Origin of the sequence: Paenibacillus rigui, assembly GCF_002234615.1 — a bacterium.
Taxonomy (GTDB): domain Bacteria; phylum Bacillota; class Bacilli; order Paenibacillales; family NBRC-103111; genus Paenibacillus_S; species Paenibacillus_S rigui.
Window position 1 is genome coordinate 37,039 of sequence record NZ_NMQW01000029.1, and the last position, 11,165, is coordinate 48,203.

The 11,165-nt window shown below is 51.4% G+C and carries 12 protein-coding genes; 9 read left to right on the forward strand and 3 right to left on the reverse strand.

Annotation, left to right across the window (positions count from 1 at the left end; translation table 11 throughout):
* Positions 1–178: 178 nt before the first annotated feature.
* Positions 179–448, reverse strand: coding sequence for a hypothetical protein (locus CF651_RS20125; RefSeq protein WP_094016667.1), 270 nt, complete (start codon positions 446–448; stop codon positions 179–181).
* A 281-nt stretch (positions 449–729) separates the two neighbouring features.
* Here CF651_RS20125 and CF651_RS20130 point away from each other — a divergent pair, with 281 nt between their 5' ends.
* From CF651_RS20130 to CF651_RS20155, 6 genes are all read left to right on the forward strand, one after another.
* A complete protein-coding gene (locus CF651_RS20130; RefSeq protein WP_094016668.1) occupies positions 730–2,292 on the forward strand; it encodes a peptidoglycan DD-metalloendopeptidase family protein in 1,563 nt (520 codons plus the stop codon).
* A 135-nt stretch (positions 2,293–2,427) separates the two neighbouring features.
* Positions 2,428–3,144, forward strand: coding sequence for a response regulator YycF (gene yycF / locus CF651_RS20135; RefSeq protein ID WP_094016669.1), 717 nt, complete (start codon positions 2,428–2,430; stop codon positions 3,142–3,144).
* Positions 3,145–3,147: 3 nt separating this feature from the next.
* The gene (walK, locus tag CF651_RS20140) at positions 3,148–4,989 is read left to right on the forward strand and encodes a cell wall metabolism sensor histidine kinase WalK (protein ID WP_094016670.1); all 1,842 of its coding nucleotides are present in this window, start codon (positions 3,148–3,150) and stop codon (positions 4,987–4,989) included.
* Positions 4,986–6,269 carry a YycH family regulatory protein gene (locus CF651_RS20145; protein WP_094016671.1) on the forward strand — a complete coding sequence of 428 codons (1,284 nt, stop codon included), beginning with the start codon at positions 4,986–4,988 and terminating at the stop codon, positions 6,267–6,269. The genes walK and CF651_RS20145 overlap by 4 nt, the downstream gene beginning before the upstream one ends.
* A gap of 36 nt (positions 6,270–6,305) precedes the next feature.
* Entirely contained in the window at positions 6,306–7,052 is a 747-nt protein-coding gene (yycI, locus tag CF651_RS20150; RefSeq protein WP_094016672.1) for a two-component system regulatory protein YycI, read from the forward strand.
* Positions 7,053–7,161: 109 nt separating this feature from the next.
* The gene (locus CF651_RS20155; protein ID WP_094016673.1) at positions 7,162–7,965 is read left to right on the forward strand and encodes an MBL fold metallo-hydrolase; all 804 of its coding nucleotides are present in this window, start codon (positions 7,162–7,164) and stop codon (positions 7,963–7,965) included.
* Here the strand turns inward: CF651_RS20155 and CF651_RS20160 are convergent.
* Positions 7,934–8,152, reverse strand: a complete 219-nt coding sequence (locus tag CF651_RS20160) for a hypothetical protein (protein WP_094016674.1) — start codon at positions 8,150–8,152, stop codon at positions 7,934–7,936. The genes CF651_RS20155 and CF651_RS20160 overlap by 32 nt on opposite strands.
* A 226-nt stretch (positions 8,153–8,378) precedes the next feature.
* Between CF651_RS20160 and CF651_RS20165 the strand changes: the two genes are divergently transcribed.
* The 3 genes from CF651_RS20165 to rlmH all read left to right on the forward strand — a co-directional run bounded on the left by CF651_RS20165 (position 8,379) and on the right by rlmH (position 10,397).
* The gene (locus tag CF651_RS20165) at positions 8,379–9,596 is read left to right on the forward strand and encodes a S1C family serine protease (RefSeq protein ID WP_094016675.1); all 1,218 of its coding nucleotides are present in this window, start codon (positions 8,379–8,381) and stop codon (positions 9,594–9,596) included.
* A gap of 30 nt (positions 9,597–9,626) precedes the next feature.
* Positions 9,627–9,794, forward strand: a complete 168-nt coding sequence (locus tag CF651_RS20170; protein ID WP_094016676.1) for a CxxH/CxxC protein — start codon at positions 9,627–9,629, stop codon at positions 9,792–9,794.
* A 123-nt stretch (positions 9,795–9,917) separates the two neighbouring features.
* Positions 9,918–10,397 carry a 23S rRNA (pseudouridine(1915)-N(3))-methyltransferase RlmH gene (gene rlmH / locus CF651_RS20175; protein ID WP_094016679.1) on the forward strand — a complete coding sequence of 160 codons (480 nt, stop codon included), beginning with the start codon at positions 9,918–9,920 and terminating at the stop codon, positions 10,395–10,397.
* A gap of 67 nt (positions 10,398–10,464) precedes the next feature.
* Here the strand turns inward: rlmH and CF651_RS20180 are convergent, their stop codons facing one another.
* Positions 10,465–11,073: a hypothetical protein gene (locus CF651_RS20180; RefSeq protein WP_144029082.1), complete on the reverse strand. Its 609-nt coding sequence runs from the start codon at positions 11,071–11,073 to the stop codon at positions 10,465–10,467.
* Positions 11,074–11,165: the final 92 nt, after the last annotated feature.

Below are 11,165 nucleotides of genomic sequence, written 5' to 3' on the forward strand. Positions count from 1 at the left end.
GAAAATTATATTTGGCGATAAAACCAACTATAGAACGCGGTCGCTCATCTTGAAGACCTCGATAGAGGTTTTATCATAGGGGATGGCCCCGGTTGGCGGGCTCAGCAAGCTGTGGGATATGCAGGTTCCTGGTATCACTTGCAGCGGCACAGCGGCATGTCGAAGCGGTTCACCCTGGTTATCGCTGTCCGCCATGCTTGGCGATGGTGTCTTCGGCCTGCCGGGAGCGGGAGGATTCCACGAGTACTTGCAATGTAAAGGCAGTCTCGGATTCATTTTCTAATGGAGAAGGCTCCATGAGTCCTTGGGAGAGAGAAGGTTCTTCGACGGGATACGCGGCTGCTGCGCGGGGTTCGACATAAATATCAATGGCGCCTTGTTCCCGCAAAGCCGCGGCAGCCTGCTGCATTTCCGGATAATTCCTGAAGGTTGCTGTGATGGTTTCCATTGTTTTACTTCACACTCCTGCCACGAAAATTTTGGAAAAAACCTCCAGCGACGCGAATGATGTTGAAACAAGCCGCTGGATTATGGTAAATTGGTTAAGGAGCATTTTTGTTGACAAGAATGCATCTGTTTTGTAGCTTTTTGCTTCGAATCAGCCTTTGACAAACGCGGACCTCCTCACAATGGGAAGGAATAGCCGTTGATATGTGAATGTAAGGTTATTGTCCCTATTTTAGGTTTTTTTATGTATTCTCGTAGAAATTGACTTAAAAGGAGTAGAACATGAGAGTTTTCAGGGGAATGGATTGGGTGAAGGGCCTGCTGGGCAAGTCCAGGCAGAAGCTGCCTCAAATCCAAATGCAAAACTTGACTGCTAAGCTGAGAGTCAAACCGGTTACCAAAGAACGAGTTCAAGCAACAAAAGATAGAGCAATCCAAGGGATGAAGGCCCATAAATGGACGCTGGTCAAAACGGCATCGGTGGTAGGGGTCGTATCCGCATTAGTGTGGGGCGGCAACTCCTATGTCCATGGCAATATGTCAGAAGTATATCATGTCATTGTGAACGGCCAGGAAATCGGAACCGTCACGGACAAGGCGCAAGTCGAGCAATTTAAAGATACGAAGATAAAAGAATTAGCAAGCAGCTCTGCCGATGTCCGGATGTCGGTCAGTGCCCCGACCATCGAATTCATGCCTGAAAAGGCTTTCATGGCCCAAGGAGACGAGCAGCAGGTGCTGGACAAGCTATCGAGCTATATTACGGCTCATCCGGTAGGGATCGAGATGCTGGTCGATAGCAAGCCTGTCGGCGTAGTGAAGGATGAAGCGACGGCCAACCAGGTTCTGGATTCGATCAAAGCTACGGCTCTGGACAAAAAGAAGTCATCCGGTGTTGTTAAGGTGCTGTCGGCTTCGCCTGCGGTACAATCTGCCGATGTTGTAGAAGTACAAAAGGTAGAGTTCGTGCAAAAGGTAGAGTTGAAGGAAGTGGATATCCAGCCGCAGGATGTCATGAAGCCGGAGGATTTGAAGAAAAAGCTGGAGACCGGCGACGTACAGCCTACGAAATATACAGTGGAAAAGGGCGACTGCGTCTCCTGCATTGCCAAAAAGCTAGATATTCCGAAGCAGGTTATTTATCAGAACAATCCGACGATCAGCGATGATATGATCAAGGTCGGTCAACAGCTTGACTTGACGGTGCTGCAGCCGACGCTGGCGGTTCGTACCGTAGAGAAGCTCGTAGAAACCCAGGAAATTCAGTATGACACCGAATACCAGCAGGACGACAGTATGCGCTTGGGCGAGTCTCAGGTCATCAAGGCCGGGAAGAACGGCGTGAAAAAGGTCAGTATTCAGGTCACCAAAGTCAACGGGCTAATGACCGACGAGACGGTGCTGAATGAGGAAGTGGTGCAGCAGCCTGTCAAAGCGGTTGTACGCAAGGGAACGAAGGTTGTTAAGGGCGAAGGAACCGGAAAGTTTGCGTGGCCGGTGCTTTCTTCAACCATTACAAGTACGTTCGGCACGCGTTGGGGGGCTTTTCACAAAGGGATCGACTTGACGGGGAACCGTAACATCATGGCCTCCGATAACGGGAAAGTCGTGTTTGCCGGTGTGAAAGCAGGCTATGGCAATGCCATCATTCTTGACCATTTGAATGGTTATAAGACACTGTATGGACATTTGAGCCAAATCAATGTGTCGGTTGGCAAGATCGTAGAAAAAGGTGAGAAAATCGGTTACATGGGCAGCACCGGCGATTCAACGGGTGTGCATCTTCACTTCGAGGTGCAGGTCAATGACGAACCGCAAAATCCACTGAAATATTTGAACCGGTAGCACTCATAGATTTCATAGTACGGTTATACAAAAAAGGGGCATGGAAGAAGCAGGAAAGCTGCTTGTCCGTGTCTCTTTTTGCTTCAAGGTATGGTAAGATAGAAGGATAGACGATCTCACAGGCGGTGAACCGAGATGGCGAAAATACTCGTTGTCGATGATGAACAACCGATTGCGGATATATTGAAGTTCAATTTGGAAAAAGAAGGGCACGAGGTTATATGTGCCTATGACGGCGGGGAAGCGGTGGAGCTGGCCTTTAAAGAGGAGCCGGACCTGATCCTGCTGGACTTGATGCTGCCGGTGAAGGACGGGATGGACGTGTGCCGGGAGGTGCGCGTCAAGCTGAACACGCCTATTATTATGCTGACGGCCAAAGATAACGAAATTGATAAGGTACTGGGACTGGAGCTGGGCGCCGATGACTACGTGACCAAGCCGTTCGGTACGCGAGAGCTGCTGGCCCGGGTGAAAGCGCATCTGCGGCGTCAGACGAAGGCTCAATCGGCTCCGGTCGCGGAAGCCGGCACAAGGCAGGGCATTAAAATCATGAGCCTGTTCATCGATAGCGACATGTATGTCGTGTATAAGGACGAAGTGGCGCTCGACCTGACCCACCGCGAATTCGAGCTCGTCCAATATTTGGCCAAGCATTGCGGGAAGGTGATGACCCGCGAGCATTTGCTGCAAGCCGTATGGGGCTTCGAATATTTCGGCGATGTGCGGACGGTGGACGTAACCATTCGCAGGCTGCGAGAGAAGATCGAGGATGATCCGAGCCGGCCGGAATATATTTTGACCCGAAGAGGTCTTGGCTACATGATGCGCAACCCGAAGACCGGGGGCTTCTGATCTATGAAAGGACTTCGATTCTTTCAATCGATCCAAGCGAAGCTGATTATTATTTATGTCCTGCTCATTCTGATCGCGATGCAGCTGATCGGGGTTTATTTTATCCGGACGCTGGAGAGCTATTTCAAGACGGATTTTATCGACTCGCATAACAAGCAGGCGCTGCTATTAACACAATTCGTGGAGCCGTATTTGTCAGCCAACAATGAAGACAACAAGGCCGGGGAGGCCCGGAAAACGTATGCCGATCTGAACGATGTCGTCAATAATTTGTTCGCGATCAGCAATGCGGAAATCCAAGTGATTGACGCAAACGGGATTGTGCTGTCCACCTCGATGGCAAGCCATCAGGCGATTGTGAACCAGAAGAATACGCAAACCGAGGTCAGCCGTGCCCTCCAAGGCATCAAGGACAACCAGCGCATGTTTACCGACCTGGATGGGGTCCGCAAGATGATCATTGCCAAGCCGATTAATTCGGGCGCAAAGGTTATTGGCGCGGTCTACATCATTGCCTCGATGGAGGATCTGTACAATACGATGAACCGGATCAACCGGTTTCTCATTACGGGTACGCTGATTGCTTTGGGGTTGACGGCGGTGCTCGGCGTCTTGCTGACGGCTACCATTACGACGCCGATTAAGGCGATTACAAGGCAAGCTACAGCCGTTGCGGAAGGACGGTTTAACGATAAGGTGCAGGTGCTCGGCAAGGATGAGATCGGCCAGCTGGGGCAGACGTTCAATTTCATGATGGAACGGCTGAAGGAGGCGCTGTCGCTCAACGAAGAAGAGAAGGAGAAGCTGGCTTCCATTCTGACGAATATGAACGACGGCCTCATTGCTACGGATGACCAGGGCCGCGTCATTGTGATAAACCGGCGGGCGAAGCAGATTTTGCAGGTGAATGAGGATACGACACTGGGCAAGCCGCTGCATGAGGTACTGGGAATAACCAGAGAAGCTTTAAGGCAGCAGGAGCCGGATGAGGATCCTACGCTGATGATGCATTTTTACCACGATGAGGAAGAAGAGCAGCTGTCGGTTCGTGTCACCTTCACGACGATTCACAGCAAAGGCAAGGGCTCGGCAGGAACGATCGCCATGCTGCAGGATGTGACGGATCAGGAGAAGCTGGAGGAATCCCGGCGTGAGTTCGTAGCTAACGTATCACATGAGCTGCGGACCCCGCTGACGACGATCAAGAGCTATCTTGAAGCGCTGGAGGACGGGGCGCTGGAGGAGCCGCAGGTGGCGTCCAAGTTCGTAAGCGTCACGCGCAATGAGACGGAGCGGATGATCCGGCTCGTAACCGATCTGCTGCAGCTGTCCCGGCTGGATTCCAAGCAGGCGATCATCAGCAGAGAGCTGACCGATGTCAGCGAGATGCTGGAGGAGGTGGCGGACCGCTTCTCCTTCCAGCTGGAGCAGCGTTCGATCCAAATCGATATTGACGTGCTTCCGGACGTAGAGGAAATCGTTCTGGATCGCGACCGCATCGATCAGGTTCTGGACAATTTGGTGTCCAATGCAATCAAGTACACCGCAGACGAAGGACATATTGTTATCCGTGCCGTGCGACTGGACGCGAAGCTGCTGGAGATCTCTGTACAGGACAACGGAATCGGGATTCCGAAGAAGGATTTGAGCCGGATTTTCGAGCGTTTTTACCGTGTAGACAAGGCGCGCTCCCGCAATATGGGCGGTACTGGCCTCGGTTTATCGATTGCCCGGGAAATAGTAAGGGCGCATGGCGGAACGATTGCTCTCGAGTCAGATCTGGGTCATGGAACGAAGGTTACCTTTACGCTTCCTTACCTTCGAGATGAGGAGGCTGCCGAATGATTGAAAAGCTGAAAACAGCGGTGCTTGTGCTTCTGGTTGCGCTCAGCTTGCTGCAGACCTACTTTCTATCCTACAACTCCCCCAAGTTCGATCCGTTAGTGCAGGAGGAGTATGTCAAAGCGGATCCGATCGGATCGCAGGCTACGCTGGAGGATTTGTTATTTCCGAACGAAATCGTGATGCATATGGGCAATCAGCTCCATACAGTGCTCTACCCTGACACGGTGACATACAACTCGGTACTGGATAATGTGAAGCAGCGGACGCTGGACGGCTTCCGGAAGACGACGCTGGCCACGTTAGGCTTGAACTGGGACGATGTCCGGAACAAGCAGCAGGGTATTGAAGTGCGCTTCCGTGACGGCGTGCCGATCAACGTGCTCCAACGGGTGATGCAGCTGAAGGGAGAGCTTCCTGCCGATAACGATATTATTACGAAAATCTGGATTTTTGCGAAGGATACGAAGGATGAGGTCCGTACGATTCTTTTTACGGATACAGCCAGTACGGTCTATGAGGTGCAGAAGGCGGATATTTCGGCCAAGGATATTGAGCGTTTCGTCACGCTGGAGGGGGTCATTCCCTATAAACCGATGGCGAATGGAGATTATTATTTACCGACGAAGCCGCTTTCTTTTCCAGCCTACAAGCTTCCTTACACTTCGATGTCGGTCGATCAGCTGAAACGAAGCTTTTTCGTGGATCCTGCGATCACACGCAACATTTCGGAGCGGGACGGCTCGGAGATTTATACGGACAGCAAGCGGGGACTGCAGTTGAAAAATGACCAGCGGTGGATGACATATTCCGACCCTGTAGCGCCTGTCGACAGTAAGGTGGACCTGCGGGACAACCTGCTGTCCGCCGTTCAATTCGTCAACCAGCATGGGGGCTGGAACGGTACCTATGTAGTGCAAAAGGTGCCGCAGCGGCTGCTGCCCGCGAATCAGGCGTTTATTTTCCGCCAATATTACGGCTCGCTGCCGGTGATCAATCAGCGAAGTGACAATATCGGATTTATTAAAATGGCGCTGCAAAAAGGCGTCGTATCGAGCTACGAGCGGTCGACCATTATTCCGGAGCCCAAGGGCGTGAATAAGCGGGACGCTTCGCTGCTTGGAGGCGAGGCGCTGGATGCGAAGCTGGAGCAGTACAGCAAGAAGACGGCTGTCATCTCTGTATTCCCTGGCTACAAACCGGTCATTAGCGATCAGACGGAAGAGCTGGTGCCGACCTGGACGGTCGAGCTGCGCGACGGGACGTATGAATTTTTGGAGTAGGCTGATTATTTCTTGGAGCTATCGGGAGGTGACCTCATGGATTGGGGCCGAGCCAAGTTAATTTTGATTTTATCGTTTTTTATGCTTAATGTGGTGCTCGGCTACCAGCTGTGGACGACCCGGTCCGACCTCCTGGAGTTCGATGCCAATACGGCCAGCGCGGCGGAAGAAATTCAACGGCTTCTGAAAAGCAAAAACATACAAGTGTCGGTGGAAATGCCGAAGGAAATTCCCCGCTTGAAGGAGATTGTCGTCAAATTCGACGAGAAGATGAAATCGGACAAAAAAATTCCGGTCAGCGCTCCGTTCAAATACAGTCCCATCTTGGGCAAGGGAGCCACGAAGGATGCGGCAGCCCGGGCGGTGATTCCGAATATGGATGCGTACCAGTATGACCCGGTGCTCAGCGTGAACGGGGTGTACGTGTTCCATCAGCTGTACAATGGGGTGCCGATGTTCGAAGTGAAGCTGGAGCTGAATGAACAGAACGGGCTGATTACCTCTTACAGCCAAGGGTATGTGGAGGTTCAATCGGAAAGCGATCAGAAGGAGCAAAAGGTCATATCGCCGTACACCGTCCTGCGCAGCCTGATCGAGACGTATTTTCCAAGCGGGAGTGTCGTGAATAGTATCAAGCTCGGGTACCATGGGCAGGTGTTTAATTCGCAGACGATGTTTATGGTGCCGTATTGGCGCGTATCGCTAGGCAATGGCGATGGGGACATTTATTATGTCAATGCGTTGAACGGTGCGGTGGAGCTTCCGCAGAAGAACAGGAAGTAAGCTGCTGGCTGCTCTGGGGTGTTCCTTTGGGGGGACGGCGAAGCATGGATTTCGGACATGGGGGCAGCCGCTGCGGTTCAAGGGCTAAGAGGAGATGGGAGTCAGTCAGATGGGAATTCGTTTTACGGTATTGTCGAGCGGTTCTACGGGAAACGCGATGGTGGTGGCGACAGAGGAAAGCAAGGTGCTGATTGATGCCGGATTGAGCGCCAAAAAAATCGATCAGCTGCTGAAGGAAAAAGGAATGTCCGCCTCAGAGCTGGATGCCATTCTGGTTACGCACGAGCATGCGGATCATATTAAGGGTCTGGGCGCGGTGGCGCGGAAATTCGATCTGCCGATCTATGCTAATGAGAAGACGTGGGAAGAGCTGAACAAGCACGTCGGAGAAATTGCCGAGGATAAGCGGTGCGTGATGGACACCGGGGAAATCCGCGACTTCGGATCGCTGCAGGTGCAGTCGTACGGTATTTCCCACGATGCTGCGGAGCCTGTCGGCTACTGCTTCTACGAAGGCGATCAGAAGCTGAGCCTGGCGACGGATCTCGGCTACATGAGCGCCAAGGTGAAGGAGCAGATCCAGGACAGCGATGTGCTGGTGCTGGAATCGAACCACGATATCGAAATGCTGCGCATGGGGAAATACCCGTGGAACATCAAGCGCCGGATCCTGAGCGACCTCGGTCACTTATCGAATGAGGCCGCAGGGATCGGTCTGGTCGATGTCATGACAACGAAGACGAAGCGGGTGTACCTGGCGCATTTGAGCCGGGATCACAACCTGATGGATTTGGCCAGGCTTACGGTGAATAATGTAGTAGAGGACCGTCTGGAGCCTGAGGACCATCGGGCGAAGCTCATGGATACGTACTATGACCGGGCTACGGAGTGGGATCGGCTGGATACGGAGTAGCCGGGGCGAAGGCGGCGTCGAGCTGGGCTGACATGGCCGCGATATCTTGAGCGGTGATGATGCCTTTTTCCACCAGCACCTCAATCAGTGCGCTAACAATCAGTGCATTCTGGTAATGCGCGTTTTTGAGGTCGGCCAGCTTGCCGATGAAATCTACTTGCTCCAAATGGTTGGTAATCCGGTTCATGGTAGGATCATCCTTTCTTTGCTTAGGGGTTTTTCATAGATTCAAGTATGGTAAAATAGCTATGGACGGGTTCCCACGGTTTCGGTGGATCAAGTCCATTCGGTATACTTCTATTCTAGTCTTTTCCTACGAAAAACATTCCACTTCTATTTTAAAAGTTTACGAGAGGCAAGAACGCTAGTTTGGGGACTCTGCGCGGCAGCGTCAGAGAAGGGAGCGGGAGAAGATGAGCCTGTTTGATGATGATTTTTATTCCACCAAGGTTTCGCGTTGGGATCAGTGGTCCCCGGGAGGTTGGAGGAGGAAGGCCCCTTGGATTTGGCCGGCCTTGGGAGGCGCTGTGGTTATGCTTGGAGTTGTGCTGCTGTTCAGCGTGGGCACAGGCTCCAAGACGGTGGAAACCGCCGCTGCGATCAGTCCCTCGGCTCCGGCAGCCTCCGGCGCGATAGCACCGGGTGATGCGCATCAACTGGCCAGCGACTCCGTCGTTCGTATGGTGGAGAAGGTTGGCCCCACGGTGGTCAGTATCATAGGATCGCAGAAAGAAGGAGAAAAGGCTTCGCCCCGCGGAGGCACGAGAGGGCTTGGCTCGGGTGTGATCTTCCAAAAGGAAGGCGACAAGGTCCGCATCGTAACGAACAACCACGTGGTGGAAGGCTTCAACCAGTTGGATGTGGTGACCTCCGCTGGTGAGCAAAGAAAGGCGACGCTGCTGGGCCGCGACCAGATGACCGATCTCGCCGTGCTGGAGATGGACGGAAGCGGGATTAAGCAGGTGGCTGAGTTCGGGGACTCCCGTACGCTCAAAGCCGGCCAGACGGCCGTTGCCTTCGGTAATCCGCTCGGTCTCGGCTATGCCCCGACCATTACGCAGGGCATTATCAGCTGGCCCAAACGGACCATTCCCGTCTCGCTCGGTCAACAGGGCGAATATGATTGGGAAATGGACGTCATCCAGACCGATGCGGCCATCAATCAGGGCAACAGCGGCGGGGCGCTGGTCAATCTGGACGGCAAGGTTATTGGCATCAACACGTTGAAAGTGGCCGATATGGGCGTGGAAGGGCTGGGCTTTGCGATTCCGATTACGGAAGCGAAGCCGGTGATTGATACGCTGATTAGCGAGCATAAGATCAAGCGGCCTTATATCGGGGTGGTTACGCAGGATCTGCAATCTTTTGCAGGGACGGAAGTATTAAAGCTGCCTGCAGATGTGAAAACTGGTATTATTGTATTAGATGCGACGGGTCCGGCCAAAGAAAAAGGGCTCAAGACGAATGACGTCATCGTGGAACTGGACGGCAAGCCGGTGAGCAGTACGCTGGCGCTGAGGAAATATATTTATGGTCAGAAGCAAATCGGCGATAGTCTGAGTGTGACCTATTACCGGGGCAGTAAAAAATCGACCTTGACGCTTAACCTAGCGGAGCTCAAGGATCGGTAACCAAAGACATAGAGTGAGTGGGGTCTTACCATGTATGTAGTTTGTAAGGATCATTTGGAGCTGGCGATCGATCAGTTCGTCGATGAGTATGAGGATGCTCCGGATATCGTAGATCTGGAAGAAACGCGGTTTCCTGCCTGGGAACCGCCTGCGCATTGCGAACGGTGCCAGGAGAAGGCCAGGTTTCTGGTTGTGTAATGAACGGAGGAGGGCCCTGCGCGGCAGAAGCGTAGGGTCTTCTTTTGTAGAGTGGCAGGGGAAACCGTAGAAGCGGATAAGGGTATGGATACTTTTCAGATAAAAAAGGATGGTCGGCAGAAGATGCAAATTCAGATTATTGCGGTAGGGAAATTGAAGGAAAAATACCTCGTTCAGGGGATCGCCGAGTATGTTAAGCGCCTTGGCCCGTATGCCAAGGTGCAGATCGTCGAGGTGCCGGATGAGCGGGCACCGGAATCCATGAGCGCCGCCGAGGAGGCGCTCGTCCGCCAGCGCGAGGGCGAACGTATCCTCGCGCACATCAAGAGCGACGCCTACGTCGTGGCGCTCGCGATTGACGGCATGACGCTATCGAGCGAGGAGCTCGCGCGTCATGTGGAGGAGCTGGCCACGTATGGGCGCAGCCACGTGGCTTTCGTGATCGGGGGCTCGCTCGGCCTAGCCCCCGCGGTGTTAGCCCGCGCCGAACGCAAGCTGTCGTTCGGGCGCATGACCTTGCCGCACCAGCTCATGCGGCTGGTGCTGGTGGAGCAGATTTATCGGGCGTTTAAGATTATACGGGGGGAACCGTATCACAAGTAGGGGCAAGTTATAAAATTAGATGCATTTAAAAAATGCATCTAATTTTATTATTTTTCTAATGTTTTGATTAAGGTGCTTTATAAAAATTAGTCCCCACATAGAAAGAAACACTTTTACTGAGCAATGTTTTAAAAAATGTTGAGATATCCGGATTGCTGTTTCTATACTGTGTATTAATTATAATAGGAGAATTAATTGTTGCTAAATTTGTGGGGTTAAAAAACCTTGATTTTTCAACCCCATTATTATACTTATCATAAATAAATTGTTTATATTCTTTATGGATTTTACTATTTTTAGATTCTTGTAGCTTTAAGAAAAAGTGATATTTAAAAAGCCAATATTCTTCTTCCCATGAGGACGAATTTTGTAGTTTTTTTTCAATTGAATCAAATAAAACATTATTTATATTCTGTTCATTATCAAGCAATAACTCTAGAGCAAGAACTGAGCTTATATCATCCATGCTGCTGATAATTTTTACTAGTTGATGAGTAGTACACGCATCATGTATGCCAATGGATACAAAGATGCTTAATAGTGAATAAAGTTCTTGATGGAATGATAAGTCTAAATATCTATCAATATTCTTCTGTATTTGTATGCTCATTTCCATAATGCACGGCCTAACAGAGTGACGAATAATGTTTTCATCTAAAACATTGATAAATTCCATGAAATAGACTGACAAGTGTGGGGTCATTAGGACCATATTAAAAAGTTGCTTGAAAATATGTCGAGTTAAAGGGGTCTGTCAAATCTTTTGTG

Excerpts from the sequence above, each read along its gene's own strand:
- CF651_RS20125 (WP_094016667.1), bottom strand. The coding sequence starts at position 448 with ATGGAAACCATCACAGCAACCTTCAGGAATTATCCGGAAATGCAGCAG.
- CF651_RS20130 (WP_094016668.1), top strand. The coding sequence starts at position 730 with ATGAGAGTTTTCAGGGGAATGGATTGGGTGAAGGGCCTGCTGGGCAAG.
- yycF (WP_094016669.1), top strand. The coding sequence starts at position 2,428 with ATGGCGAAAATACTCGTTGTCGATGATGAACAACCGATTGCGGATATA.
- walK (WP_094016670.1), top strand. The coding sequence starts at position 3,148 with ATGAAAGGACTTCGATTCTTTCAATCGATCCAAGCGAAGCTGATTATT.
- CF651_RS20145 (WP_094016671.1), top strand. The coding sequence starts at position 4,986 with ATGATTGAAAAGCTGAAAACAGCGGTGCTTGTGCTTCTGGTTGCGCTC.
- yycI (WP_094016672.1), top strand. The coding sequence starts at position 6,306 with ATGGATTGGGGCCGAGCCAAGTTAATTTTGATTTTATCGTTTTTTATG.
- CF651_RS20155 (WP_094016673.1), top strand. The coding sequence starts at position 7,162 with ATGGGAATTCGTTTTACGGTATTGTCGAGCGGTTCTACGGGAAACGCG.
- CF651_RS20160 (WP_094016674.1), bottom strand. The coding sequence starts at position 8,152 with ATGAACCGGATTACCAACCATTTGGAGCAAGTAGATTTCATCGGCAAG.
- CF651_RS20165 (WP_094016675.1), top strand. The coding sequence starts at position 8,379 with ATGAGCCTGTTTGATGATGATTTTTATTCCACCAAGGTTTCGCGTTGG.
- CF651_RS20170 (WP_094016676.1), top strand. The coding sequence starts at position 9,627 with ATGTATGTAGTTTGTAAGGATCATTTGGAGCTGGCGATCGATCAGTTC.
- rlmH (WP_094016679.1), top strand. The coding sequence starts at position 9,918 with ATGCAAATTCAGATTATTGCGGTAGGGAAATTGAAGGAAAAATACCTC.
- CF651_RS20180 (WP_144029082.1), bottom strand. The coding sequence starts at position 11,073 with ATGGAATTTATCAATGTTTTAGATGAAAACATTATTCGTCACTCTGTT.